22 protein-coding genes and 1 pseudogene are annotated in these 26,916 nt (G+C 68.1%); 20 read left to right on the forward strand and 3 right to left on the reverse strand.

Annotation, left to right across the window (positions count from 1 at the left end; translation table 11 throughout):
* Positions 1-175: 175 nt before the first annotated feature.
* The 8 genes from DRW48_RS15170 (at position 176) to DRW48_RS15205 (ending at position 9,822) form a co-directional block, all read left to right on the forward strand.
* Positions 176-3,148: a 2-oxoglutarate dehydrogenase E1 component gene (locus DRW48_RS15170; RefSeq protein ID WP_114077127.1), complete on the forward strand. Its 2,973-nt coding sequence runs from the start codon at positions 176-178 to the stop codon at positions 3,146-3,148.
* Complete coding sequence (gene odhB / locus DRW48_RS15175; protein WP_114077128.1) at positions 3,145-4,752, forward strand: 2-oxoglutarate dehydrogenase complex dihydrolipoyllysine-residue succinyltransferase; 1,608 nt, start codon at positions 3,145-3,147, stop codon at positions 4,750-4,752. Before DRW48_RS15170 ends, odhB begins: the two co-directional genes overlap by 4 nt.
* Position 4,753: 1 nt before the next feature.
* Positions 4,754-5,356 carry a LysE family translocator gene (locus tag DRW48_RS15180; protein ID WP_114077129.1) on the forward strand — a complete coding sequence of 201 codons (603 nt, stop codon included), beginning with the start codon at positions 4,754-4,756 and terminating at the stop codon, positions 5,354-5,356.
* Positions 5,357-5,387: 31 nt separating this feature from the next.
* Complete coding sequence (locus DRW48_RS15185) at positions 5,388-5,645, forward strand: hypothetical protein (RefSeq protein ID WP_114077130.1); 258 nt, start codon at positions 5,388-5,390, stop codon at positions 5,643-5,645.
* A gap of 31 nt (positions 5,646-5,676) precedes the next feature.
* Entirely contained in the window at positions 5,677-6,066 is a 390-nt protein-coding gene (locus tag DRW48_RS15190) for an MAPEG family protein (protein WP_114077616.1), read from the forward strand.
* A gap of 84 nt (positions 6,067-6,150) precedes the next feature.
* Complete coding sequence (gene lpdA, locus DRW48_RS15195) at positions 6,151-7,536, forward strand: dihydrolipoyl dehydrogenase (protein ID WP_114077131.1); 1,386 nt, start codon at positions 6,151-6,153, stop codon at positions 7,534-7,536.
* A 144-nt stretch (positions 7,537-7,680) separates the two neighbouring features.
* Entirely contained in the window at positions 7,681-8,154 is a 474-nt protein-coding gene (locus DRW48_RS15200; RefSeq protein WP_114077617.1) for a lytic transglycosylase domain-containing protein, read from the forward strand.
* A 108-nt stretch (positions 8,155-8,262) separates the two neighbouring features.
* Positions 8,263-9,822: a phospholipase D family protein gene (locus DRW48_RS15205; RefSeq protein ID WP_114077132.1), complete on the forward strand. Its 1,560-nt coding sequence runs from the start codon at positions 8,263-8,265 to the stop codon at positions 9,820-9,822.
* Positions 9,823-9,886: 64 nt separating this feature from the next.
* On the opposite strand, the pseudogene DRW48_RS15210 reads toward DRW48_RS15205, so the two are convergent.
* A pseudogene (locus DRW48_RS15210) lies at positions 9,887-10,345 on the reverse strand (Lrp/AsnC family transcriptional regulator); the annotation flags it as partial.
* Between the two features lie 141 nt (positions 10,346-10,486).
* On the opposite strand from DRW48_RS15210, the gene DRW48_RS15215 reads away from it, so the two are divergent.
* From DRW48_RS15215 to modC, 7 genes are all read left to right on the forward strand, one after another.
* A complete protein-coding gene (locus DRW48_RS15215; RefSeq protein ID WP_114077134.1) occupies positions 10,487-10,786 on the forward strand; it encodes a DUF2849 domain-containing protein in 300 nt (99 codons plus the stop codon).
* Positions 10,779-12,425, forward strand: a complete 1,647-nt coding sequence (locus DRW48_RS15220; protein ID WP_114077135.1) for a nitrite/sulfite reductase — start codon at positions 10,779-10,781, stop codon at positions 12,423-12,425. Before DRW48_RS15215 ends, DRW48_RS15220 begins: the two co-directional genes overlap by 8 nt.
* Positions 12,425-13,678, forward strand: a complete 1,254-nt coding sequence (locus DRW48_RS15225; RefSeq protein WP_162784798.1) for a phosphoadenylyl-sulfate reductase — start codon at positions 12,425-12,427, stop codon at positions 13,676-13,678. Before DRW48_RS15220 ends, DRW48_RS15225 begins: the two co-directional genes overlap by 1 nt.
* Positions 13,679-13,737: 59 nt before the next feature.
* Positions 13,738-14,106, forward strand: coding sequence for a winged helix-turn-helix domain-containing protein (locus DRW48_RS15230; protein ID WP_114077136.1), 369 nt, complete (start codon positions 13,738-13,740; stop codon positions 14,104-14,106).
* Positions 14,107-14,169: 63 nt separating this feature from the next.
* The gene (gene modA, locus DRW48_RS15235; RefSeq protein ID WP_114077137.1) at positions 14,170-14,970 is read left to right on the forward strand and encodes a molybdate ABC transporter substrate-binding protein; all 801 of its coding nucleotides are present in this window, start codon (positions 14,170-14,172) and stop codon (positions 14,968-14,970) included.
* Positions 14,967-15,665: a molybdate ABC transporter permease subunit gene (gene modB, locus DRW48_RS15240; protein ID WP_114077138.1), complete on the forward strand. Its 699-nt coding sequence runs from the start codon at positions 14,967-14,969 to the stop codon at positions 15,663-15,665. The genes modA and modB overlap by 4 nt, the downstream gene beginning before the upstream one ends.
* Complete coding sequence (gene modC, locus DRW48_RS15245) at positions 15,665-16,738, forward strand: molybdenum ABC transporter ATP-binding protein (RefSeq protein ID WP_114077139.1); 1,074 nt, start codon at positions 15,665-15,667, stop codon at positions 16,736-16,738. Before modB ends, modC begins: the two co-directional genes overlap by 1 nt.
* A 9-nt stretch (positions 16,739-16,747) precedes the next feature.
* Here the strand turns inward: modC and DRW48_RS15250 are convergent, their stop codons facing one another.
* The gene (locus tag DRW48_RS15250) at positions 16,748-17,704 is read right to left on the reverse strand and encodes a hypothetical protein (protein WP_114077140.1); all 957 of its coding nucleotides are present in this window, start codon (positions 17,702-17,704) and stop codon (positions 16,748-16,750) included.
* A 171-nt stretch (positions 17,705-17,875) separates the two neighbouring features.
* Positions 17,876-19,258, reverse strand: a complete 1,383-nt coding sequence (locus DRW48_RS15255; protein WP_114077618.1) for an L-serine ammonia-lyase — start codon at positions 19,256-19,258, stop codon at positions 17,876-17,878.
* A gap of 294 nt (positions 19,259-19,552) precedes the next feature.
* Here DRW48_RS15255 and DRW48_RS15260 point away from each other — a divergent pair, with 294 nt between their 5' ends.
* The 5 genes from DRW48_RS15260 (at position 19,553) to ntrX (ending at position 26,912) form a co-directional block, all read left to right on the forward strand.
* Positions 19,553-20,596: a tRNA dihydrouridine synthase gene (locus tag DRW48_RS15260; protein ID WP_114077619.1), complete on the forward strand. Its 1,044-nt coding sequence runs from the start codon at positions 19,553-19,555 to the stop codon at positions 20,594-20,596.
* Entirely contained in the window at positions 20,593-21,708 is a 1,116-nt protein-coding gene (locus DRW48_RS15265; RefSeq protein WP_114077141.1) for a two-component system sensor histidine kinase NtrB, read from the forward strand. The genes DRW48_RS15260 and DRW48_RS15265 overlap by 4 nt, the downstream gene beginning before the upstream one ends.
* Before the next feature lie 10 nt (positions 21,709-21,718).
* Positions 21,719-23,161, forward strand: coding sequence for a response regulator (locus DRW48_RS15270; RefSeq protein ID WP_114077142.1), 1,443 nt, complete (start codon positions 21,719-21,721; stop codon positions 23,159-23,161).
* An 86-nt stretch (positions 23,162-23,247) separates the two neighbouring features.
* Complete coding sequence (locus DRW48_RS15275) at positions 23,248-25,527, forward strand: sensor histidine kinase NtrY-like (RefSeq protein ID WP_114077143.1); 2,280 nt, start codon at positions 23,248-23,250, stop codon at positions 25,525-25,527.
* Positions 25,524-26,912, forward strand: a complete 1,389-nt coding sequence (gene ntrX / locus DRW48_RS15280; protein ID WP_114077144.1) for a nitrogen assimilation response regulator NtrX — start codon at positions 25,524-25,526, stop codon at positions 26,910-26,912. The genes DRW48_RS15275 and ntrX overlap by 4 nt, the downstream gene beginning before the upstream one ends.
* Positions 26,913-26,916 lie beyond the last annotated feature (4 nt).

Below are 26,916 nucleotides of genomic sequence, written 5' to 3' on the forward strand. Positions count from 1 at the left end.
CGCCGCGCCTTGGTTCCCTTGTCCTTCGCCGGATGCCCCGCGCCTTCGCCCTGCCCCACGGGCTTCGCGAGACGTGCGCACCCGTCGCCCGCCCCCTTTCTTTCATCGTCCAATCAGCGCGCTGCGGAACCGCTGGACCGAAGCTGCTCGGCCCGAACCCGCTCGAGGTGACCCTATGAACGACCAGACCCCCAACGCCGATTTTCGCGACAGCAGCTTCCTGCAGGGCACCAACGCCGCCTATGTCGAGCAGCTCTACGGCCAGTGGGCGAAAGACCCGGCCGCGGTCGATTCCGCCTGGAGCGAGTATTTCCAGGGCCTTGGCGAGACCGAGGCGACCGTCTCGCGCGAGGCCAAGGGGGCATCCTGGCGCCGGGCGGACTGGCCACCGATGCCGACGGACGAGACGACCGCCGCCTTGACCGGTGAATGGCCCATGGCCTCCGAGGCGACTGCTAAGGCGGCCATCGCCACGATCACCGCCAAGGCCGAGGACAAGGGCGTCAAGTTGAGCGACGACATGCTGCGCCGGGCGGTGCTGGACAGCGTGCGCGCGATCATGCTGATCCGCGCCTTCCGCATCCGCGGCCACCTGTTTGCCGATCTCGATCCGCTCGGGATGCGCGAGGTTCCCCCCTTGGGCGAACTGGACCCGGCGACCTATGGCTTTACCGCCGCGGACCTCGACCGGCCGATCTTTATCGATAACGTCCTCGGCCTGCAGATTGCGTCGATCCGCCAGATCACCGAGATCATGAAGCGCACCTACTGCGGCACCTTCGCGCTGCAGTTCATGCACATCAGCGACCCCGAGCAGGCCGCGTGGCTGAAAGAGCGGATCGAGGGTTATGGCAAGGAAATCGCCTTCACCCGCGAAGGCCGGCGCGCGATCCTGAACAAGCTGGTCGAGGCCGAAGGCTTTGAAAAGTTCCTGCATGTCAAATACATGGGGACCAAGCGGTTCGGCCTTGACGGGGCCGAAGCGCTGATCCCGGCGATGGAGCAGATCATCAAGCGTGGCGGCGCCCTCGGCGTACGGGACGTCGTGATCGGCATGCCGCACCGCGGCCGCCTGTCGGTGCTGGCGAACGTCCTCAGCAAGCCGTTCCGCGCCATCTTCCACGAGTTCCAAGGCGGCAGCTTCAAGCCCGAGGATGTCGATGGCTCGGGCGATGTGAAATACCACCTCGGCGCCTCGTCGGACCGCAGCTTTGACGACAACACCGTCCACCTGTCGCTGACCGCTAACCCCAGTCACCTCGAGGCGGTGAACCCGGTGGTGCTGGGCAAGGTGCGCGCCAAACAGGACCAGATGTCTGACCAGGAGCATCGCACTGCGGTGCTGCCAGTCCTTCTGCATGGCGATGCGGCCTTTGCCGGCCAGGGCGTCGTCGCGGAATGCTTTGGCCTGTCGGGCCTGCGCGGCCACCGCACCGGCGGCACCATCCATGTCGTGGTGAACAACCAGATCGGCTTTACCACGGCGCCGTCCTTCAGCCGCTCGTCGCCCTACCCGACCGACATCGCGCTGATGGTCGAGGCGCCGATCTTTCACGTCAACGGCGACGATCCCGAGGCCGTGGTCCACGCCGCCAAGGTCGCCACCGAATTCCGCCAGAAGTTCCACAAGGACGTGGTCATCGACATCTTCTGTTATCGCCGCTTCGGGCATAACGAAGGCGACGAGCCGATGTTCACCAACCCTTGCATGTACAAGGAAATCAAGGCGCACAAGACGACCCTGCAGCTCTATACCGACCGGCTGGTCAAGGATGGCCTGATCCCCGAGGGCGAGATCGAGGACATGAAGGCCTCGTTCCAGGCCCACCTCAACGAGGAGTTCGAGGTCGGCAAGGCGTTCAAGCCGAACAAGGCCGACTGGCTGGATGGCAAGTGGCAGGGGTTCGAGCGCGAGGGCGAGGAATACACCCCCGGCAAGACCGGCATCCCGGCGGCGACCATGGCCGAGATCGGAACTGCGCTGACCCGCATCCCCAAGGACATGGCGATCCACAAGACCGTCGCCCGCCTGATCGAGGCGAAAAAGGCGATGTTCGACAGCGGCAATGGCTTTGACTGGGCGACCGCCGAAGCGCTCGCCTTCGGCAGCCTGCTGGTCGAGGGCCACCCGGTGCGCCTGTCCGGTCAGGACAGCACGCGAGGCACCTTCAGCCAACGTCACTCGGCCTTCATCGACCAGGAGACCGAGCACCGCCATTACCCGCTGAACCACATTCGCAGCGGCCAGTCGCGGTTCGAGGTCATCGACTCGATGCTGTCGGAATATGCGGTCCTCGGCTTTGAATACGGCTATTCGCTGTCCGAGCCGAACACTCTGACCATGTGGGAGGCGCAGTTCGGCGACTTTGCCAACGGCGCGCAGATCCTGTTCGACCAGTTCATCTCGTCGGGCGAAAAGAAATGGCTGCGCATGTCGGGCCTGACGCTGCTGCTGCCGCATGGGTACGAGGGCCAGGGCCCCGAGCACAGCAGCGCCCGGCTGGAGCGCTGGCTGCAGATGTCGGCCGAGGATAACTGGATCGTCGCCAACGTGACGACACCGGCCAACTATTTCCACATCCTGCGCCGGCAGATTCACCGCCCGTTCCGCAAGCCCTTGGTGCTGATGACGCCGAAATCGCTGCTGCGTCATCCGCAGGCGATCTCGACCGCGGCCGAGTTCCAGACCGGCTCGACCTTCCACCGGGTTCTGCCGGACGACGCCGAGCGGCTGAACGAGGCCAGCATCCTGGCCCCCGACCCCGAGATCAAGCGAGTCGTGGTCTGCTCGGGCAAGGTCTACTACGACCTGCTCGCGGCGCGCGATGCTGCCGGGGTGAAGGACGTCTACATCGCCCGGCTGGAGCAGTTCTATCCCTTCCCGCAGCAGTCGCTGCTGAAGATGTTCGACCGCTTCAAGTCGGCCGAGTTCGTCTGGTGCCAGGAAGAGCCCAAGAACCAGGGCGGGTGGAGCTTTGTCGAGCCGAACCTCGAATGGGTGCTGACCCGCATCGGCGCCGATCACAAGCGCCCGGTCTATGCCGGCCGTCCGGCCTCGGCCTCACCGGCGACTGGCCTTGCCTCGCGCCACAAGCTGGAACAGACGCGGCTGGTGGATGAGGCGCTCGGCTTCGAGACCTCGAAATGACCGAGGTTCGTGTCCCGGCCCTGGGCGAGAGCGTCTCGGAGGCGACGGTTGCCACCTGGTTCAAGCAGGCCGGCGATCGCGTGAGCGCCGACGAGATGCTGTGCGAGCTGGAAACCGACAAGGTGACGGTCGAGGTGCCGGCCCCGGCATCCGGCATCCTGACCGAGATCGTCGCGCCCGAGGGCGCGACGATCGGCCCCAACGCGCTGCTGGCGCAGATTACCGAAGGGGCGGGCGCCGATGACGCCGCGACACCCGGCAAGGCGGGGGCCGACACCCGCACCCCGCAGGAAGGAAAACCGATGAGCGGCAAGAACGTGGACGTGATGGTGCCGGCGCTGGGCGAAAGCGTGACCGAGGCGACCGTTGCCACATGGTTCAAGAAGGCGGGCGACCAGGTCGCCGCCGACGAAATGCTGTGCGAGCTTGAGACCGACAAGGTGTCGGTCGAGGTGCCCGCCCCCGCCGCCGGCGTTCTGGCCGAGATCCTCGTCCCCGAGGGCGAGACCGTCGCCGCCAACGCCCGCCTCGCGATCATCTCCGAGGGCGCCGCTGCGGGAACGCCGGCGCCTGGCGGCGCTGCCGCCGCGGCCGAGGCCAACGCGGACGGCGAAGGCTCGCCCCAGGACGCGGCCGAGGTCGGCTCGCCCGGTGCCGGGCCGGAGGAAATGACCCCGCGTGGCGATATCGAGGATGCACCCTCGGCCAAGAAGGCCATGGCCGAGCAGGGCGTCAGCCGCGATCAGGTGACGGCCAGCGGCAAGGGCGGCCGGGTGATGAAGGAAGACGTCGCCCGCGCCAAGGATGCGCCCAAGGCCCCAGCCCCCGCGCAGCAGTCGCCCTCGGCGCAGCAGCCGGCCCCCGCCCAGCAGGCGCCCCGCGCCCCATCGAATGCCGAAGACGCCGGCCGCGAGGAGCGGGTCAAGATGACCCGCCTGCGCGCTACGATCGCCCGGCGCCTGAAGGACGCGCAGAACACGGCCGCCATGCTGACCACCTATAACGAGGTGGACATGAAGGCGATCATGGACCTGCGCAACGAGTACAAGGACGCCTTCGAGAAGAAGCACAAGGTCAAGCTGGGCTTCATGTCCTTCTTCGTGAAGGCCTGCTGCCACGCCCTGCAGGAAGTGCCCGAGGTGAATGCCGAGATCGATGGCAGCGACGTCGTCTACAAGCGCTTCGTGCATATGGGCGTTGCCGTCGGCACCCCCAACGGCCTCGTCGTGCCTGTGATCCGCAACGCCGACAAGAAAAGCTTTGCCGAGATCGAGAAAGAGATCGCCGAGCTTGGCCTGCGTGCCCGTGACGGCAAGCTGACCATGGCCGAGATGCAGGGTGGCACCTTCACCATCAGCAATGGCGGCGTCTACGGCTCGCTCATGTCCAGCCCGATCCTAAACCCGCCGCAGTCGGGAATCCTGGGGATGCACAAGATCCAGGACCGCCCGGTGGTGGTGAAGGGCGAGATCGTCATCCGGCCGATGATGTATCTTGCGCTCAGCTACGATCACCGCATCGTGGACGGCAAAGGCGCCGTGACCTTCCTGGTGCGCGTCAAGGAAATGCTGGAAGATCCCCGCCGTCTATTGATGGACCTGTGAGATGAGCCCCGAGTTCCTGCTGACAGCCTTTATCGTCTGTGCAACCCCGGGGATCGGCGTGGTCTACACGCTGGCCACTACGCTAGGCGGCGGGTTGCGGGCCGGTCTGTGGGCAACCCTTGGCTGCACGCTTGCGACCGTGGTGCATCTTGCCGTCGCCCTCGCCGGGCTGGCGGCCGTGCTGCACACGTCGGCGGTGCTGTTCCAGGGCATCAAGGCGCTCGGGGTGCTTTACTTACTTTGGATGGCCTGGGCCGTCCTGAAAGAGCGCGGGGGGCTGAGCGTGCGGCCCGCCGCGCCGCAGCCGCCCGCGATCATCGTCCGCCGCGGCATTCTGATGAACCTGCTGAACCCCAAGTTGCCGCTGTTTTTCGTCGCCTTCCTGCCGCAGTTCCTGCCGGCAGGATCGCCCGCGGCTGACCTGATCACGCTAGGCCTCGGGTTCACGGCGATGACGGCCGCGACCTTTGTCCTCTACGCCGTTCTTGCCGCCGCCTCGCGCGACGCGCTGCTGGCATCGCCGCGCGTTATGTCCTGGCTGCGGCGCCTGTTCGCGGCCAGCTTTGCCGCCCTCGGCCTGCGCCTCGCACTCAGCCGGGCCTGATCCCCCACGGACCTACCGACAGGAGATTTCGATGAACCAGATCCTCGTGCGCTACGACATCGCCGATTTCGCCGCCTTCAAGACTGCCTTTGACAACGACGCCGAGGATCGCGGCAACAACGGCCTGTCCCTGCTGCAACTGTGGCGCGAAGGCGCGAACCGCGCCTGGGCGCTGTTCACTAGCGGAAACCCGGTCAAGGCGCAGGCCTACCTCGATGGCGCGGCCGCCGTGTTCAACAGCCAGGCCGGCGTAAGCGCGGTCGAGGCGCATATGCTCGAGACCGCCTGACGCGCTGCTCGGGCCGAGGGGTGGGACGATGATGACAGCAGAACTGACCGCCCTCGGCCTCGCGGCACTGCTGCAGGCGGCGCAGATCGGCGTTGCCGCGATGTCGCTGAACCGCGATGTCGGCGCAGAATGGAATGCCGGCCCGCGCGATACCGAGCCGAAGCTCTCGCCCATGACCGGCCGCCTGCGCCGCGCCGTGGACAACCATTTCGAGGGGCTGGCGTTTTTCACCATCGCCGTGGTCATGGTCACCCTGTCGGGCGAGCAGTCCGGACTGACCCGCGCCTGTGCCTGGGCCTATCTGGCGGCGCGCGTCCTTTACGTGCCGGCCTATGCCCTTGGCTGGACGCCCTGGCGTTCGATCATCTGGGCGGTGGGCTTTCTCGCCACGATGGCGATGATCGTGGCATCCCTGTTCTGACCCGCCGGGTCGCACATTTTTCTTACGCAGGTTCGCCAGGGCGCAGCGCCCCGCCCCTGCCGGCCAACAAGGAACCCATCTGCAATGTATGACCTGATCGTCATCGGCGCCGGCCCCGGCGGTTATGTCTGCGCCATCCGCGCGGCCCAGCTCGGCCTCAAGGTCGCCTGTGTCGAGGGGCGCGAGACGCTGGGCGGGACCTGCCTCAACGTCGGCTGCATCCCCTCCAAGGCCCTGCTGCACGCCAGCCACCTCTATCACGAGGCGACGCACAACTTTGCCAAGCTTGGCCTGATGGGCGAGGCGCCGACGATCGACTGGGACCGGATGCAGTCCTACAAGGCCGAAACGGTCAACACCAACACCAAGGGCATCGAGTTCCTGTTCAAGAAGAACAAGATCGACTGGCTGAAGGGTTGGGCCAGCATCCCCGAGGCGGGCAAGGTCAAGGTCGGCGACAAGGTCCATGACACCAAGGCCATCGTCATCGCCAGCGGCTCAGAGGTTAGCAGCCTCAAGGGGGTCGAGGTCGACAACGCCGGCGGCGTCGTGGTGGATTCGACGGGCGCGCTGATGCTGCCCCGCATCCCCCAAGACATGATCGTGATCGGCGCCGGCGTCATCGGGCTGGAGCTTGGGTCGGTCTACAGCCGCCTTGGCAGCAAGGTTCGGGTGATCGAATACCTCGACACCATCACCCCCGGCATGGACGCCGAGGTGCAAAAGGCGCTGCTGAAGATCCTGCAAAAGCAGGGCCTGCAGTTCACGCTTGGTGCCGCGGTCCAGTCGGTGACCGTCGCGAACGGCCGTGCCACCGTAACCTTCGCCCCCGCCAAGGGGGGCGAGGCACAGAGCGTCGAGGCTGACTGCGTCCTGCTGGCGACTGGACGGCGGCCGAACACCGAGGGGCTTGGCCTCGATGCGCTGGACATCGCGCTGGAGCGCGGGATGATCGTCACTGACGACCACTGGCAGACCAATCTGCCCGGTGTCTACGCCATCGGCGACGTGATCCGCGGCCCAATGCTCGCCCACAAGGCCGAGGACGAGGGCATGGCGGTCGCCGAGGTCATCGCCGGCAAGCACGGCCATGTCGACTATGGCGTCATCCCCTCGGTCATCTACACCATGCCCGAGGTCGCCGCGGTCGGCCTGACCGAGGCGCAGGCCAAGGAAAGCGGCCGCAAGATCAAGGTTGGTAAGTTCCCCCTGATGGGTAACGCCCGCGCCAAGGCGCTGCTGGAAGCCGAGGGCTTCGTCAAGATCATCACCGACGCGGATACCGACCGCGTGCTGGGCGCTCACATCATCGCGCCGGGCGCTGGCGACATCATCCACGAGGTCGCGGTCGCCATGTCCTTCGGAGCCTCGGCCGAGGACATCGCCCTGACCTGCCACGCCCATCCGACCGTCAGCGAAGCGGTGCGCGAGGCCGCGCTGGCGTGCGGCGACGGGGCCATCCACGTCTGACGGATGTGGCTGCGATCGGCGAAAACTCGCCGGTCGCGTTGCTCGCAGGCGCGATGCAGCTTTGTGGTGGAGGCCGGCCAGCGTATTGTTCCGGCAAAATTAAAAACACCCGAGGCGACAGTGATCCTGAACACCCTGACCCGCATGTCCGGGCGCGGCGCCATGCTGGCGCTGATGCTCGGGCTCGCCGCCTGCGGCAGCAGTTCCGAGCGGATGCAACTGCGGGAATCGCCCCGCAACGCAAGCGCCACGGCCGCCGGGGCCACCCCGGAAATGCAGGCGCTGATCGCCCGCTATGCGGCCGAGTACAGCGTTCCGGTCACCCTCGTTCACCGCGTGGTGCAGCGCGAGTCGATGTACCGCCCCACCGCCCGCAACGGCCCCTATTACGGCCTGATGCAGATCCTGCCGGCGACCGCCCGGACCATGGGCTATCGCGGGGATGCCTCCGGCCTGCTGGACGCCGAAACCAACCTGAAATACGGCGTGAAATACCTGCGCGGCGCCTGGCTTGTGTCGGGCGGCAGCGAGAGCCGCGCCGTAATGTGGTATGCCAAGGGCTATTACTACGAGGCCAAGCGCAAAGGCCTGCTAAAGGAAACCGGTCTGCGCGGCTGACCCCTTCTGTAATAGCCAGAGGCCCGGGCGCCCGCCCGGTCGCGGGGACGTCAGCGAACCAAACCGCCGGCGCCCCGTTACCTCCACGGTAGCGGAGGCAATGCGGCAATGATCTTGACGGTGCTGGGCGCGGTGGCGCTGGGGCTTGCCGCGCTCGGGGTGGCGCGCAAAGTGTACCAGCCGCCCTCCCTCGCCGGCAGGCCCGCCAGCGGATCCCTCCCGGTCTCGCGCGACACCGCCCTCGGGCGCGCCACGCTGGATTTCATCGAACCCGATCCGGGGCTGAGCGGCGTCGCCCCGCTGCTGGACGGCCGCGCCGCCTTTGCCGCCCGGGTGGCCCTGATCCGCGCCGCAGAGCAGAGCCTCGATATCCAGTATTACATCTGGCAGCGCGACGTGACCGGCCTGATGCTGATCGCGGAACTGCAGGACGCCGCCGACCGCGGCGTGCGAATCCGGTTGCTGCTGGACGACCACGGCTCGCCCGCGCTGGACGCGGATCTTGCCGCGCTCGACGCCCACCCGATGATCGAGGTGCGCCTGTTCAACCCGTTCATCATGCGCCGCCTGCGGATGGCCAGCTTCCTGTTCGATTTCTCCCGGCTGAACCGGCGGATGCACAACAAGTCCCTGACCGCAGACGGGGCGGCGACCATCGTCGGAGGACGCAACATCGGCGATATCTATTTCGCCTTTGGCGACGGCACGCATTATATCGACACCGACGTTTTTGCCGTCGGGCAAATCGCGGCCGAGGTGGCCGATGATTTCGACCGCTACTGGGACAGCTGCTCGGCCCACCCCGCCGCGCGCATTCTTGCGCGGCCGGGGCGAGACTCGTGGAAGGCATTGGGGACAGCGACCAAGGCCGCCTGTGCGACGCCCCATTACCAAAACTACGTCCGCGACCTCGACCTGATGTCGCCCGTGGGCGCATTCCTCGCGCGCGCCGCCGATCTGGAACGCTCGAACGTAGCGCTCGTCAGCGATCACCCGGCCAAAGGCCTCGGCCGGGCGCGGCGCAACCAGCTGCTGTTTCACCGCCTCATCCGGCGGATCGGCCAGCCCCTGCATTCGCTCGACCTGATCTCGGCCTATTTCGTCCCCGGGCGCGGCTTTTCCCGGGCACTGCGGACCCTCGCGGGCCGGGGACGACGGGTGCGGGTGCTGACGAATTCGCAGCAGGCGACAGACGTGCTGGTCGTTCATTCCGCTTACGTGCGCTACCGTCCGCGCCTGTTGGATGCTGGGGTCGAGTTGTTTGAACTGAAGGCCACGCGCCCGGAGCCGACGCAGCAGGCAGAACGCGGCGTCAAGCGCCGCGTCGTGGTCGGCTCTTCCCGCTCGAGCCTCCATTCCAAATCGCTGTCGGTCGACGGGCAGCGGGTGTTCATCGGCTCGTTCAACTTCGATCACCGTTCCCTCGACCTGAACACCGAGATGGGGGTGTTGATCGACAGCCCCCGGATCGCCGCCGGCATTGACCGCGCCTTTGCCGTACGCATCCCCGAGACCAGCTATCGCCCACGCCGTGCCCATGACGGCACGCTGGAGTGGGAGGATCCCGACCGGCCCGGCACCGTCCTGCGGGTCGAGCCAGACACCAGCTGGCCCTCGCGCGCGGCGCTTACGGTTCTGGGCTGGCTGCCGATCGAGTGGCTGCTGTAGGGGCCTGGTCGCCGCCGCTCCTCGCCCGTGCCTCCCTGGCCCGCACCTCGGACTTGATCGGCCCGACAGGCAGGACGGTGGTCGCCTTGACCTCCTCCATCGACAGCAGCGCGCTGACCGAGTTGATCTTCACCTGCGCGATCAGCGACTGGTAGAATCGGTCATAGGCACGGGCGTTCTCGACCCGGACCTTCAGGATGTAATCGACCTCGCCCGCCAGCCGATGCGCTTCCAGCACCTCGGGGCGGCTGCGCAGTGCATCCAGAAACTGCGCCTGCCAGTCGGCCTCATGCGCGGCGGTGCGGATCAGCACGAAGAAGCACGCCTCCAGCCCCAGCGCCTCGGGGGAGACCAGAATGGTTGGCTGCGCGATCACGCCGGCTGCCCGCAGCTTGCGGATGCGATTCCACACCGGGGTCTTGGACGAGCCCACCAGCTTGGCGATTTCGTCAAGTGATCGTCCCGCATCCTCCTGCAACTCGCGAAGGATTTTCCGGTCGAGATCGTCGAGCCGCACGCTCATCTGCACACCTGCTGGCAGCCGGGGACGGGGTGGTCCGCGCCTCGCCATTAGCGGACGCATGTTCTTATCGTCAAGCCAGTATGGTGAATAAGGGGGACATTGTCCTAGATTATGGAAGAAATTCGCTGAAGGACTCGCCCCATGGCACGCTTCCATCCCAAGGTTCTGACCGCCAACGCCCTCGCCTCGGGCGAGGTGATCTATCGCACCGCGGACGGGGATTGGTGTGGCGAGCACAGTCGCGCCGAGCTGATCGAGGACGAGGCCATTGCCGAGGAACGCCTGGCCGAGGCAGTCGCCGACATCGCGCTGGTCGGCCCCTATTTGGCCGACGCCATCCCCTCGCCCGAGGGCCCGCAGCCCGTTCATTTTCGCGAGGCGTTCCGCACCCGCGGCCCGTCGAACTACTTCCACGGCAAGCAGGAGGCCGGCCATGCTTGACGCCGCCCACAATCCCGACACCGAATGGCTGGAGCGTCGCGCGGCCCAGTTCCGCGACCAGGTTGCCCGCCGCCTCGACGGCCGCCTGACCGAGGACGAATTCCGGCCGCTGCGCCTGATGAACGGCGTCTACCTGCAGCTGCACGCCTACATGCTGCGCATCGCCATCCCCTACGGCACCCTGTCGACCCAGCAACTGCGGGCTCTGGCCACGATTGCCGAGCGCTGGGACAAAGGCATCGGACATTTCACCACCCGCCAGAACATCCAGTTCAACTGGCCGAAACTGAGCGATATTCCCGACATCCTCGACCATCTGGCGTCGGTCGGGATGCACGCCGTCCAGACCTCGGGCAACACCATCCGCAACGTGACCGCCGATCCCTTTGCCGGCGCCGCGGCTGACGAGATCGAGGACCCGCGCCCCTGGGCCGAGGTGATCCGCCTTTGGTCGACCGACCACCCGGAGTTCCAGTTCCTGCCGCGCAAGTTCAAGATCGGCGTAACCGGCGCGCCGGCCGACCGGGCGATGACGGCCGTCCACGACATCGGCCTGCGGCTGGTGCGGCGGGACGGCGTCGTCGGCTTTACCGTGCTGGTCGGGGGAGGCCTTGGCCGCACGCCACTGCTGGCGCAGGTCATCCGCGACTTCCTGCCCGCAGCCGAGGTCCTGCCCTATATCGAAGCGATCCTCGCGGCGTACAACATGGCCGGCCGGCGCGACAACAAGTACAAGGCGCGGATCAAGATCACCGTGGCCGAGATGGGGCTGGAGGCATTCCGCGATCAGGTCGAGGCGGAATTTGCCCAGCGCCGCGCCGATTTTTCCGGCGGCGGCTGGCGTGACGTGCTGGCCGCCCAGCGCCTGCGCTTTGCCGCGCCGCTGCTGGTCCAGCGCCCGATCCCGACCGCGCCGGCCACCGGCGCCTATGCTGCCTGGGCAGAACGCTCGGTCGTCTCGCATCCGCGGGCTGACTACGCCAATGTCATCGTCACGCTGAAGGCGCCGGGCGCGACGCCGGGCGATGCCAGCGCCCAGCAGATGCGGCGGCTGGCGGAACTCGCCGACCGCTTTGGTCAGGGCGAAGTCCGCGTGACGCAGGAACAGAACCTCGTCATCGTCCATGTCGCCCGCGCCGACCTGCGCGCCCTGCATCGGGCGCTGCAATCGCTGGGCCTCGCGACCGCGAACGCGGGCCTCGGCACCGATATCGTCGCCTGCCCTGGCATGGACTACTGCACGCTGGCGACCGCCCGCTCGATCCCCATCGCCCAGGATATTGCCGCCGCCCTGCGAGAGTCGGGGTTGGAGGCCGAGGCCGGCGCGCTGGCGATCAAGATATCGGGCTGCATCAACGCCTGCGGACATCACCACATCGGCGATATCGGCATTCTTGGGCTAGATCGTGCGGGGGTCGAGAACTACCAGATCACGCTCGGTGGCGACGGCTCGCCCGATGGCGCGGCGTTGGGAGAACGTGCCGGTCCTGGCTTTGCTGCCGAGGCGGTAGCGCCGGCGATCGTGCGGCTGCTGCGCCGCTATGTCGAGCTGCGCGAGCCGGGCGAGCGGTTCAACGCCGCCTTCCGCCGCCTCGGCCTGCCGGCGTTCCGCACCGCCCTCTACCCGGAGGCGGCGTGATGGCACGCCACGCCCTCGCAGAACTGCCCCCCCTCGTGTCAGAGGCGCATGTCGATGACCCGGCGCCAATCACCGGCGCGCCACTATCGCCCCGGCCCAACCTGCCGACGCCGGGCATCCCGTTGGTTGTTCCCGGCGCCTCGTCCCGCGCCGCCCGCGCGCCCGACCTGACGTCGCGCGCGGCCACGCTGGATGCGCAACTGGGGGATCTGACCGCGCAGGCGCTGATCGCCCGTGCCCTGCGGGGCGAGGATGGGCTGGGGCGGATCGCCGTCGTATCCTCCTTCGGGGCGGAATCGGCGGTGCTGCTGCACATGGTGGCCGAAATCGATCCCGCGGCGCCAGTCCTGTTCCTGGACACCGGCATGCACTTTCCCGAGACGCTCGACTATCTGGACAAGCTGACCGCCCACCTGGGGCTGACCAATGTCCAGCGTGTCACGCCGGATGCGGGCCGGCTGGCGGGCGCGGACCCGGCCGCGACCTTGCACCGGCACAACGCCGCCGCCTGCTGCGATTTGCGCAAGACCCAGCCGCTGGCCGCCGCATTGGCCGGCTTTGACGGCTGGATTACCGGCCGTAAGCGCAACCAGGCCGCCAGCCGCAGCGCCCTGCGCGCGGTCGAGGCCGAGGCGCCCTCGCGGCTGAAACTGAACCCCCTGAGGGACTGGGACACGGTGATGCTGCGCGATTACGCGGCGCGGCACGGGCTGCCCGCGCACCCGCTGGTCGCGCGCGGCTATCCCTCGATCGGTTGCGCCACCTGCACGACGCCGGTCGCCGCTGGCGAGGACCCGCGCGCCGGACGTTGGCGCGGCAGCGAAATGACGGAATGCGGCATACATCTGATCGGAGGACGCATGGTGCGTGATGCAGACAGACGGGTGATCGTCACCGACACTGGCACCCGGCGCGAGACCGCCGAGGACGCGGCTGGCGTGATCCTCGCCCCCGAGAACGCCCCGAACCCGACCGAAGCCGCAAGCGGCAGCACGGTGATCGAAGTGGCCTTCCCGGCGTTCAGTGACGGGCGCGGGTTTACTCTCGGCAAGCAGCTGCGGGCGGCAGGCTTTACTGGCCGGTTGCGGGCCGCCGGCCCGTTGCTGCCCGATCAATACGCCATGGCCCGCCGGGCCGGCTTTGACGAGGTGGCGCTGGCGCCAGCCCTCTTCGACCGGCAGGGCGGCGCTTCCGTCTGGGCGAGCCGCGCCGACTGGCAGCAACATGACCACCGGGCCCGCCTGGCCGGCTGAGGTCCGCCGCGCCGGTTGCGGGCTTGCCCCGTGACCCGCAGCCGGCGCATCCTCGGGCCATGGATGCACCGCCCCCGCCCGACAGCTTTCCGGCCCTGAAACTTCGCCTCTACCTCGGTCCCGGCCAATGGCTCGGGCCCGGCAAGGCGGAGTTGCTGTCCGCGATTGCCCAGACCGGCTCGATCGCGGCGGCGGGGCGCAGCATGGGCATGAGCTACAAGCGCGCCTGGTCGCTGGTCGAGGGGCTGAACGCCATGTTCCGCGCCCCGTTGGTCGAAAGTGCCCGGGGCGGCCCGCAAGGCGGCGGGGCAGGCCTGACCCCCACGGGGGCCGAGGTATTGGCCCGATACCGTAATCTGGTCGCGGCGGCCGAGGTGGCCGGGGCGGCGGACAGCGAGACGCTGGCCGATCTGTTTGCAGGGAAATAACGCTTGCCAAGCAGTCCGCTGAATTGGTTATGTTCGCCCAGACATAACGCAGGAAACCCGCTCATGCGAACGCCCCACATCCTCGCTGCCGCACTGGCACTCGGCCTCGCCGCAACCGCCCCGGCCAAGGCGGCCGACATCACCATTTTCGCCGCCGCCAGCCTCAAGACCGCGCTCGATAAGGCGACTGCGGCTTGGCAGGCCGCGCATGACGACAAGATCGTCGTGTCCTACGCCGGCAGCCCGCAACTGGCCCGCCAGATCCAGCAGGGCGCGCCGGCCGACATCTTCATCTCGGCCGCGCCCGAATGGATGGACACGTTGGCCGGCGACAAGCTGATCGACCCTGCCAGCCGCCGCGATCTGCTCGGCAACACGTTGGTTCTGGTCGCGCCGGCGGCGGACGGGGCGCCGGTCGAACTGACCTCCAAGGATGCGCTGACCGGACGCCTCGGCGCGGATGGCAAGCTGGCCATGGCGCTGGTCGATTCCGTGCCAGCCGGAGTTTATGGCAAGGAGGCGCTGACCCATCTTGGCCTGTGGGACGGCGTCGAGGCACGCGTTGCCCAGGCCGAAAACGTCCGCGCCGCTCTGGCGCTGGTGGCTCAGGGCGAGGCGCCGCTGGGGATCGTCTATGCCACAGACGCCCATGCCGAGCCCAAGGTGACAACTGTCGCCACCTTCCCCGAGGACAGCCACGCGCCTATCATCTATCCGGCCGCCCTTGTCACCCACGACGGGGCCGCGGCCAAGCCAGAGGCGGCATCTTTCCTGGACCAACTCACCACCGGGCCGGCCCGTGCCGACCTTGGGGCGGAAGGTTTTGTCGTCCTGCCCAGCCCGGCGCCTGCCGCCAAGCCGTGACCGGCTGGCTGCCCCCCGAGGCATGGACCGCGCTCGCGCTGTCGCTGCGGGTATCGACCGTGGCGACGGTGATGTCGCTGCCTTTGGCGCTGGCCTGTGCGCTGGCGCTGGCGCGCGGCCGCTTTATCGGGCGCGGGGCGCTGGACGGGCTGGTGCATCTGCCGCTGATCCTGCCGCCCGTTGTCACGGGCTATCTGCTGCTGCTCGCCTTCGGCCGGCGCGGTCCGATCGGCGCCTGGCTCGAGCAGACCTTGGGTATCACCTTGGCATTCCGCTGGACCGGGGCCGCGCTCGCCGCCGCAATCATGGGCTTTCCGCTGATGGTCCGGGCCATGCGGCTGGCCATCGAGGCGGTCGACCCGCGGCTCGAGGCTGCGGCCGCGACCCTCGGCGCGCCGCGTCCGTGGGTGCTGGCGACGGTCACGCTGCCCCTGATCCTGCCGGGCATTCTGGCCGGGGCGGTCCTGGCCTTTGCCAAGGCGATGGGCGAGTTCGGGGCAACCATAACGTTCGTCTCGAACATCCCCGGCGAGACCCGGACCTTGCCCTCTGCGATCTACACCGCCCTCCAGATCCCGGGACAGGAGGTCGCCGTCGCCCGCATGGCGCTGGTCTCGGTCGCGGTGGCGCTGCTGGCGGTTGCCGTCTCGGACCGGCTGTCGCGCGCCGTCGCTCGCCGCATCGCCGGCAACTGATGCTTCAGGTCACGCTGCACCACAAGTTGCCGGGCTTTACGCTCGATGCCGCCTTCGACTCGCCCCCGGGCGTTACATCGATCTTCGGGCATTCGGGCGCCGGCAAGACCAGCATCGTCAACGCGGTCGCGGGCCTGCTGCGCCCGGACGTGGGGCGCATCGTGCTGGACGGCACGGTGCTGACCGATACCAAAGCCGGGATCATGGTCCCTGCCCACCGTCGGCGCATCGGATATGTCTTTCAGGACGGGCGGCTGTTCCCGCACCTCACCGTGCGCGGCAACCTCGGCTACGGCGCGCGCTTTGCGCCCCGCGGTGCCCCCGGGCCGGACGTTGCAGCCGTTGTCGATCTGCTGGGGATCGGCGCGCTGCTGGACCGCCGTCCCGGCCTTTTGTCGGGCGGCGAGCGTGCCCGCGTCGCGATCGGCCGGGCGCTTATGTCGCGCCCTCGCCTGCTGATCCTCGACGAGCCGATGGCCGCGCTCGACGCCGCCCGCCGGGCCGAGATCCTTCCTTGGCTGGAGCGGCTGCGCGACCAACTCGGGGTGCCGATGCTGCACATCAGCCATGACATCGCCGATGTCGCACGTCTCGCGACCACGCTGGTGTTGCTGGAAAACGGGCGCGTGCGCCGGGCAGGTCCGCTGGCCGAGGTTCTGGCCGATGCAGGCGCGGCGACGGGCCTCGATCCCGGCGACATCGGCGCGGTGCTGAGCGGTCACATCGCGGCGCCGGATTCCGACGGCGATGACGGGCTGACCCGGATCGCGACGCCTGCAGGGGATCTGCTGGTCGGCGGAATCCCAGGGCCGCCGGGACAGGCGGTGCGTCTGCGCGTGCGGGCACAGGACGTTATCATCGCCGAAGGCAGCCTCGGCCGGACCTCGGCCCTGAATGTGCTACCCGCCGTGGTGGCGGCGATCGAGCCTGCCCCGCCGATGGTTCTGGTCACGCTGGACCTGCCGGGTGGCGGCCGCCTGCTGGCGCGGATCACCCAGCGGTCGGTGGATCATCTCGGCCTGGCGCCGGGCCGGCAGGTTCACGCGATGATCAAAAGCGCCGCCCTCGGCTGAGGGCTGCGCTCAGCTTTTTTTCTGAATCTCGCCGATGGCTTTCATCATCGCCCGCCCGGCCGCCTGGTGCAGATCGCTCCACTGGCGCCAGGTCGGATAGCCCTTATCGCCCATCGCATCGAAGTCGGGCATCGCGAATACCGGGCGCAGATGCTCGCCATAACGCTTGCAGATCGTGTCGAACGCTTCGGCGCCTTGCTCCAGCAGTTCGCGCCGCTGCGGGGCGTTGTAAACATCGCCGCTGCGGCGGATCATCGGCATATCCTGCGCCGCGAGCACCTGATTCAGGCGCGCGCTGTTGACGCCGCCGTGCCGAACATAATCACCCATCAGGTCGGACACCGCGGCAGAGAATGTCGGGTTGTCTTCGGGCATCTCCCGCGGGAGGGCGGCAAGATCATCGAGGCCAAGAACATGCAGGAAGTCATCGATGATGTCGCGGTTGATCAGGAGGTCGCGGCGATAGGGACGGACAGTGATCCGTTCGCGGCCGAAAACCTCCTCAAAGGCGGTCAGCACGGTTAGGTAATCGATTTCGAACGCGCTGTCGCGCAGATAGCGCATTGGCCGAGGTTCGATTGCAGCGGTCTTGAGACGCTGTTTGTAGAGCGCCTCGATCAGATCGTCCGGCCGGCGCAAATAAACGATCACGCGGCTGTTCTCGATGATCTCACGCGGCAGGTGCTCGCCCATACGGCGGGCGGCGCGCTTGTGAAAGAACTCTTCGGCGGACAGGATTGCGTTAGGCTCGGAAGCTTCACGCAACTCCGCCACCACGGCATCGAACCGTGGCGTATCGACCGAGTTGGACCGCAACTCGCGCGCAACCTTGTTGTGGTCTATCCACCCACGAACGGCTCGAACGAATCGAAAACCCTTTTCGCGCAGCACAGAGTCGTTGCTGCGCAGGAAGTGCTGGATCGTGGACGACCCGGTTTTCTGCGTTCCGATATGCAGATAAAGCATCGCTCTTCCCCTGTCTTGCCGACCGTGCCTCGCAGGGGCGCGGCTAGCATTGGCGATGCCAGTTGTCTACCGTTCGCCCTTCCTTAACATTCGATATGCGCATCGCAAGCCGCAGAAAAATCATGAAAAATCTCTGCGCGACTTCGGCGAATTTTTCTCCGCAAAGGCGACTCAGCAGTTCGGCACGTTCACCGCCAGCCCGCCCAGCGAGGTTTCCTTGTACTTGTCGCTCATGTCGCGGCCGGTCTGGCGCATCGTCTCGATCGCGGCATCCAGCGGCACGAAATGGTTGCCATCGCCGCGCAGGGCGAGGCTGGCGGCGCTGACAGCCTTGATCGCGCCGAGGCCGTTGCGCTCGATGCACGGAACCTGCACCAGCCCAGCGACCGGATCGCAGGTCATGCCCAAATGATGCTCCAGTGCGATCTCGGCCGCGTTCTCGACCTGCTGGGGCGTGCCGCCAAGGACCGCGGCAAGACCTGCTGCCGCCATGGCCGAGGCTGAGCCGACCTCAGCCTGGCAGCCGCACTCCGCCCCGGAGATGCTGGCGTTGTGCTTGATCAGCCCGCCGACCGCGGCGGCGGTCAGCATGAACTCGGCCAGACGCGCCTCGGATGCGCCGGGAACATGGTCCAGCCAGTAGCGTATCACGGCCGGAATGACGCCCGCAGCACCGTTGGTCGGGGCGGTCACCACCTGCCCGCCGGCGGCGTTTTCCTCGTTCACCGCCATGGCATACATCGACATCCAGTCGTTGATCACATGCGGCGCGGTCAGGTTCATGCCGCGCTCCGCCTCCAGCGCAGCGCGCAGGCCGGGCGCGCGGCGACGAATGTTCAGCCCGCCCGGCAACGTGCCGCCGGTCGCAAGGCCCCGATCCATGCAGTCGCGCATCACCTGCCAGATGCGGTCGATGCCGGCGCGGATCTCGGCCTCACTACGATAGACGCGCTCGTTCTCGTGCTTCATCTGCGCGATCGACCGGCCTGACGCGCTTGCCATGGCCAGCATCTCGGCCGCGCTCGCAAAGGGCCACGGCACCTGCGAGGCGGCATCGGTGCGGTCCTCGTCCCCCTTGCGCGCCAGCTCGTCGGCGGTCAGCACGAAGCCCCCGCCAATGGAATAATATGTTTGCTGGTAGATCACGTCGCCCTGCGCGTCGGTCGCAGACAGCACCATGCCGTTGGCGTGTCCGGGCAAGGGCGGGCCGTAGTCGAAGACCAGGTCCCGTGCCGGATCAAAACGCAGCGGGCCCAGCCCCTCGGGGTTCAGGGTCAGGGTGCGGGCATTTTCCGCCAGCGCCGCCTCGGCTTTTTCGGCGCCCATTCCGTCCGGGGTGAAACCCGCCAGCCCCAGGATCGTGGCGCGGTCAGTCGCGTGGCCCTTGCCGGTAAAGGCCAGACTGCCGTGCAGATGGGCACGCAGCCCGCTGGCGCGGAACGGCTGCGCCCGCAGCGACTGCAGGAAACGCGCCCCGGCGACCATCGGCCCCATGGTGTGCGAGGACGACGGGCCGACGCCCACCTTGAACAGATCGAACACCGATAGAAACACGCGCACCCCCAAGGCTCACGCGGGCAAGCTAGCGATATCGGCCGAGGCGGGCCAGCCCGGTTTACGACGCGCCAGCTTCGTGGCGCGACGAGTCGAGGCGGCGAAAGCTGCGTCGCCGGTAGCGGCTGACTAAGTGGAAAAATCTGGCGCAATGCCCAAAAAACGGGCAGAAGACGGCTTGGCCCGGCGTAGTGCGCCGCGTGCCCTGTCCCGTCCTTGCCCCCACGTCCAACGTCACCACAAGTCGATCCCATGACCGAAGCCGCCATGCCCGCCCTTTCTGCCGCCGCCGCGATGCCGATCACCCTCGGCGGGGCCGCGCTGTGGCCGCCGGTATTCCTGGCGCCGATGGCGGGGATCACTGACTTGCCATTCCGCCGGGCCGTCGCCCGACATGGCGGCGCCGGGCTGATGGTGTCCGAGATGGTCGCCTCGACCGAGATGGCGACGCCGCGTCCCTCCTCTCGTGCCGCGGCACGTGCCGAGGTCGAGGCGACGGGCGGCGGTGCCGTCTCGGTCCAGATCGCTGGGCGCGAAGCGGCTCCCATGGCCGAGACGGCGCGGATCGTTGCCGGCATGGGCGCGCGGATCATCGACATCAACATGGGCTGCCCGGCACGCAAGGTGACCGGCGGCCTTTCGGGCGCGGCCCTGATGCGCGATCTGGATCACGCGCTGCGGCTGATCGATGCCGTCATCGGCGCGGTGCCGGGCCTGCCAGTGACGCTGAAGATGCGTCTGGGCTGGGATGAGGATTGCCTGAACGCACCGATGCTCGCGGCCCGGGCGGCCGAGGCTGGCGTGCAGATGGTGACAGTCCACGGCCGAACGCGGGCGCAGTTCTATGCCGGCAGAGCCGACTGGTCGCGGATCGGGCCGGTGGCCGAGATGCTGCGCGGCGAGGGCCGTCCGCCGTTGGTTGCGAATGGCGATGTCACCTGCGCCGCGTCGGCTTGGGCGGCGCTGGATGCCTCCGGCGCGCGAGCGGTGATGGTCGGGCGCGGCGCGCAGGGTGCGCCGTGGCGTTTGGCACAGATCGCGAGTGCTCTTTGCGGAACGCCCGCGCCCGAGGTGCCACGGGGCGCGGCGCTGGCGGACGCGGTGGCGACGCATTATGAGGATATCCTGAGCTTCTACGGCCGCGATCTGGGCGTGCGTGTTGCGCGCAAGCACCTCGGCTGGTGGGCCAACGCAGCGAATATCCCGCACGCCCGCGCAGCGCTGGTGGCGGCGACCTCGCCAGCCGAAACTCTGGAGGTGATTGCCAGCCGCTTTGCCGATGCACCGGGCGATGACGGCGCGGATGCGTCTGGGGCGTCGGAGGCGGAGGCAGCATGAGCGCCGCCCGCCCTGCCGGTCACGCACTCGCAGGCGATCCACCCGGATGCGGCGACTGGGACAGCCTGCCGCTGCCCGCTATGCTGCTCGATGGCGAGTTGCGCATCACCGCGCTGAACGACGCCGCCGAGGCCTGGCTGAACCTGTCGCGCAGGGCGGCCAGTGGCCTCTCGTTCGAGGACGAGGCCTTGGCCGGGCGCGTCGCGCTGACCCCGCCGCTTTCGGAAATGGCTGCGCTGGTTGCACGCGGGCATGACGCATTGGTCCATCCCGGCCTTCGCGTGACCTTCGGCCGGCGGGGTCCCGCGCCCGTGGTGCGGCAGGCCACGCTGCATCTGGCCCCGGCCGAGGCCGGCTACTCGCTGGTCCTGATCCCCGACGATGCCGCCCGGCATGCCCCCGCCCGTGCGGCCCGCGGGGCGGCGCTGGCGGCCATCGGCATGGCAGATATGCTGGCGCATGAGATCAAGAACCCGCTCGCCGGTATCCGCGGGGCCGCGCAACTTCTGGCCATGGAACTGCCCGAGGGCCAGCCGGAACTGTCCGACCTGACCGCGCTGATCGTCGACGAAAGCCGTCGCATCGTGGCGCTGCTGGAACAGGTCGAGCGGTTCGGCGACACCTCGCCCCCGGCCCTCGCACCGGTCAACCTGCATGACGTGCTGGAACGCGCGCGCCTGTCAGCCGAACTCAGCTTTGCGCGGGCGGTGCGGATCTTGCCGGCCTACGACCCCTCGCTGCCGCCGGTCGTGGCGGATGCGGACCAGTTGGTCCAGTTGGTGCTGAACCTGCTGCGCAACGCCGCCGAGGCGCTTGCCGGCCGGCCAGACCCCCTGATCCGAATCCGCAGCTTTTACGATGGCGGCCTGCGCCAGGCGCCCGAGGCGGGCGGCCGTCCCCTGCCGATCCAGTTGGAGATCGAGGACAACGGCCCCGGCCTGCCCGAGCCGATCGCCGAGCGGGTGTTCGAGCCGTTCGTCTCCGGGCGCGAGAACGGCACCGGACTCGGGCTGGCGCTGGTGGCCAAGATCACCGCAGATCTTGGCGCCTGGATCTCGGTCGACAGCCACCCGGGACGCACCGTCTTCCGCCTGTCCCTGCCCAAGGCCTGAAGGATATCCCATGGACGGCACCGTGCTGATCGCCGACGACGACCGCACCATTCGCACCGTGCTGACCAAGGCGCTGACCCGCGCCGGCTGCCGGGTGCATGCCACCGGCAGCCTGGCCCAGCTGGTCCGTTGGGTCGAGGAAAGCCGGCCCGACCTTGTCATTACCGACGTGGTCATGCCGGACGGCAACGGCATCGACCTGATCCCGGCGCTGCACCGCGCCCGGCCGGACCTGCCGGTGATCGTGATTTCGGCCCAGAACACAATCGTCACGGCGGTCCGCGCGCAGGGCGCCAACGCCTTTGACTATCTGCCCAAGCCCTTCGATCTGCCCGAACTGATGGCCCGCGCCCGCGCCGCGCTGGAGCGGCGGGGCCGCGCCCGCCCGGCCGCCGATGCGCCAGCGGGGTCAGACGAGGTCGCGGGCGCCGACCCGGCGATGCCGCTGGTCGGCCGCGCGCCGAGCATGCAGGCTCTGTTCCGGCTGGTGGCGCGCCTGCTCGACGCCGACCTGCCAGTCCTGATCGCCGGAGAGGCGGGCAGCGGTCGCAGCACATTGGCGCGCAGCCTGCACGAGTTGTCGGCCCGGCGCGATGCCCCGCTGATCCGCCTCAGCCCCGCCGACAGCAGCGAGGCTGCCTTTGCGCGGGCGCGCGCGGCCGGCGACAGCGGAGGCACCTTGCTGGTCGAGGACCCGGCAGGTTTCGACGCTGGCGGCCAAGCCCGGCTGTCAGCCCTGCTGGAGGCGCTGGCCGACGCACCACAGCCGCCACGCGTGCTGAGCACCATGGGGCCGGACCCGCGGGCGGCCCTCGCCGAGGGCCGGTTGCGCTCTGACCTCTATTGGCGCCTCGCAGGCGCCGTCCTCGACGTGCCGGCGCTGCGCGAGCGGATAGACGACATCCCGGCGCTGGCCCGCCACCTGCTGGCCCGCGCCGCGGTGCAAGGATTGCCCAAGCGGGGTCTCGGCGACGATGCAGCCGCGGCCCTGCGTGCCCACGCCTTTCCCGGCAACGTCCGCGAGTTGGAGAATATGATGTCCCGCCTCGCGCTGACCGCGCAAGGGCCAGAGATCACGCCCGCCGAGGTCAACGCGGCGCTGGCGGAGGCTGGGCCGCAGCGCCGGACAACGCCCGCGCCGCATCCCGCGCCGCGCGCTGCGGTTGCCCCGCCAACCGCCAAGACGGACCAGGGTGGCGTCACCCATCTGTCTGAAGCGGTCGAGGCGCAACTTCGTCGATATTTCGATCTGCACGGTGAGGATCTGCCGCCCGCCGGCCTCTACGACCGCGTGCTGGCCGAGATTGAGCGTCCACTGATCGAGTTGACGCTCGCGGCAACCGGCGGAAATCAGCTACGTGCGGCCGATTTGCTCGGAATTAACCGAAATACGCTGCGCAAGAAGGTCACCACGCTGAATATCGGCGTGACACGGCCCCGTCGCCTGATGTAAAACCGCCACAGGCATGGTGACTTGCGTCTCCGTGCTGCAACAAGGCATCCGGCTCGAACCGGGGCATGAGGCGGCGGTAGATACTGGTGGCACGACAGGTCTCCTCGGCGACATGGGAGCGGTTGGCGCGTCTGCGACGCCAGCGCCGCTTTCAGAACATCGCGACGCTCGGCCTCGCGGTGCTTGCGCCGGTGTTGGCGGGGCTGACACTGGCCGTGCTGGGACCGCTCGATCGCAACAACTCCGGGGGGGCCTGGCTGCGGCTGATCCTGCTTGCCGACCTGCTCTACCTCATCACACTCCTCGGCCTCGTCGGCTTTCGTTTGGTGCGCATGATCACCGAGCGGCGGCAGTCCCGCGCCGGCTCGCGGCTGCACCTGCGGCTCGTCAGCATCTTTACAGGCATCGCGCTGGTGCCCACCGTGCTGGTCGCGCTGTTTGCCGGCCTGACGGTGAACATCGGGCTCGAGGGCTGGTTTTCGTCCCGGGTGCAAAGCGTGGTCGCCAGCGCCCTGTCCGCGGCCGAGGCCTATCAGGCCGAGCATCGCGCCGACCTGACGGAGGATGCCGAGGCGCTGGCCCGCTTCCTGGATCGGGCCGCCGCGGAGAACCGGCTGATCGACGACGGCGCGCTGCGCCAGTTGTTGGGCCAAGGCCAGACCCAGATCCAGCGCGGATTGCGCGAAGGCTATATCATCGACGGCGCCGGCCGCATCCGCGCCCGGGGCGAGCGCAGCTATCGCTTCTGGTACGAACAGCCCACGTCCGAGCAGATCGCCATCGCCCGGCGCGATGGCATCGCTTTGATCGAGGACTGGCCCGAGAACGAGTTTCGCGCCCTCGTCCCTCTGACCACGCTTGGCGACCGGCTGCTGTACGTCACCCGCGATGTGAACGGCGAGTTGCTGGGCCTGCTGGATCGCACCCGCGAGACGGGGACATTCTACCAGCAACTCGAACGCACGCGGGGGCGGGTGCTGTTCGAGTTCAGTCTCGTCTACCTCGGATTTGCGTTGCTGCTGGTAGCCGCGGCCATCTGGCTGGGGCTGTGGTTCGCCGAGCGCCTCAGCCAGCCAATCGGGCGCATCGCCTCGGCCGCCGAGGCGGTCGGCAAGGGCGAGTTGGGCCTGCAGATACCCGAGCCTGACACTGGCGACGAGATCCAGACCCTGGGCCAGGCCTTCAACCGGATGACCCGGCAGCTGAAAACCCAGCGCGAGGAGCTGGTCGCCAGCTACGAGGCGAGCGACGCCCAGCGGCGGCTGTTCGATTCCGTTCTGTCCTCGGTCACTGCCGGGGTCATCGGGCTGGACGCGGCCGGAGAGATCGACTTCGTCAACCGCTCGGCCACGCGCCTGCTGGGCCTGGACGCAGCCAGCCATGACGTCCCGTTGTCCGCCGCGGTGCCGGAGTTTGCGGCCCTCTTCGCGCGGCTGAACCCTTCGGTCGCCGACAGCCTGCAGGACGAGGTGCGCCTGACCCGCCACGGCCGGATGGAAAGCCTGCTGGTGCGGGTGGCCGTGCGTCGCGGCGCTGAAGGTGCGCCCGAGGGCTACGTGGTGGCGTTCGACGACGTGACCGAACTCGTCAGCGCCCAGCGCATGGCGGCCTGGGGCGATGTCGCCCGCCGCGTCGCGCACGAGATCAAGAACCCCCTGACCCCGATCCAACTGTCTGCCGAGCGGGTCAAGCGCAAGTTCATGAAGTTCGCCGACAACGATGCCGATCGCGAGGCGCTGACCCAGTATACCGACGTCATCATCCGCCAGACCGGGGACCTGCGCCGCATCGTCGACGAGTTCAGCCGCTTTGCCCGCATGCCCGAGCCGGAGCGGCGTGAAATGGACCTGGCCAAGCTGGTGCGCGATTCGCTGGTGCTGCAGCAGGACGCGATGGGCGGGACTCTGGTCGCCGACGTGCCAGCCGAGCCGGTGCTGATCCAGGCTGACGCCGGCATGATCGGCCAGGCGCTGACCAACCTGCTGAAGAATGCCGGCGAGGCGGTGGCCGAGATCTCGGATAATCCGCCCGAGGGCTGGACCCCGCAGGTCAACGTCAGCCTGACCTCGACCCCCGAGGTCGCCGTGGTGCGCATCAGCGACAACGGCACCGGCCTGCCCGAGGACCGCTCCCGCCTCTTTGAACCTTACGTGACGCTGAAATCGGGCGGAACCGGCTTGGGGCTGCCCATTGTCAAGAAGATCATCGAGGAGCACGGCGGCACGCTGACCCTCGAGGACAATCACCCGCGCGGGGCGGTGGCCGAAATCCGGCTGCCGCGCCAACGCGTCCAACTCGGCAATCCCGCGGCAAGCCAGGCGCCGCGCCCCCGACGACTCGAACAGGAAACGGCAGGGACATCATGAGCGACATCCTCATCGTGGACGACGAGCGCGATATCCGCGAACTCATCGCGGATATCCTGCGTGACGAAGGCTTTCAGACCCGCGTCGCGGCCAATAGTGACGAGGCCGTGGCGGCCCTGAATGCGGAACCGCCGGGGCTGATGATCCTCGACATCTGGCTGAAGGACAGTCGGATGGACGGGATCGAGATCCTTAAATCCGTCAAGCGCAACAATCCCGACGTGCCCGTGGTCATCATCAGCGGCCACGGCAACATCGAGATCGCGGTCGCGGCGATCAAGCAGGGCGCCTATGACTTCATCGAAAAGCCGTTCAATATCGACCAGCTGATGGTGGTCATCAACCGCGCCATGGAAACCAGCCGCCTGAGGCGCGAGAATACCAGCCTGCGCCGTCGCGACATCGCCTCGGCCGAGATGCTGGGCAATTCCGCCTCGTTCAAGCGGTTGCGCGACCAGCTGGACAAGGTGGCCAAATCAAACGCCCGGGTTCTGCTGGCGGGCGAGCCAGGCGCCGGCAAGGAGCTGGCAGCACGCTATATCCACCAGCAATCCGCCCGCGCCGAGGCTCCCTTCGTCACCGTCCCCTGCGCGACCATCGAGCCCGACCGCATGGAGGAGGTCCTGTTCGGGCGCGAAAGCCCCGAGCGCGGGATCGAACCGGGACTGCTGGAGCAGGCGCATGGCGGTGTGATCTATTTCGACGAGGTCGCCGACATGCCCTTGGGCACCCAGCCCAAGATCCTGCGGGTGCTAACCGAACAGCAGTTCGCGCGCGCCGGCGGCAGCGACCGGGTGCGGGTCGACCTGCGGGTCATCAGTTCGACCAACCGCGACCTGCCGGCCGAGATTTCCGCCGGGCGCTTTCGGCAGGAGTTGTTCGATCGGCTGAACGTGGTGCCGGTCGTCGTCCCCTCGCTCGCCGAGCGGCGCGAGGACATCGCCCTGCTCGCGCGGCATTTCATCGACGCCTTCCACCGCAGCCAGAATCTGCCCGCCCGGCCCCTACCGGAGGAGACGGTCGCCGCGCTGCAGACCATGCGCTGGCCCGGCAACGTCCGCCAGTTGCGCAACGTGATCGAGCGGGTGCTGATCCTGGCCGAGGATGCCGGCCCGATCCGACCGGCCGAACTGGAGCCGCAGGGCGCAACCCCGGACAACGGCGAGGCTCTGGCCCTCGGGCCGCAGATGACCGCCCTCGCGCTGCGCGAGGCGCGTGAGCTGTTCGAGCGCGAATACCTGCTGGCCCAGATCAACCGCTTTGGCGGCAACATCAGCCGCACTGCGCAATTCGTGGGGATGGAGCGAAGCGCGTTGCATCGCAAGCTCAAGAGCCTCGGGGTCGTCGGCGGGATGCGCGTCGAGGAAGAGATGGCGGCCGGGTGAGGCG

It is taken from the genome of Paracoccus suum (genome assembly GCF_003324675.1).
In the GTDB taxonomy this organism is placed as follows: Bacteria; Pseudomonadota; Alphaproteobacteria; order Rhodobacterales; family Rhodobacteraceae; genus Paracoccus; species Paracoccus suum.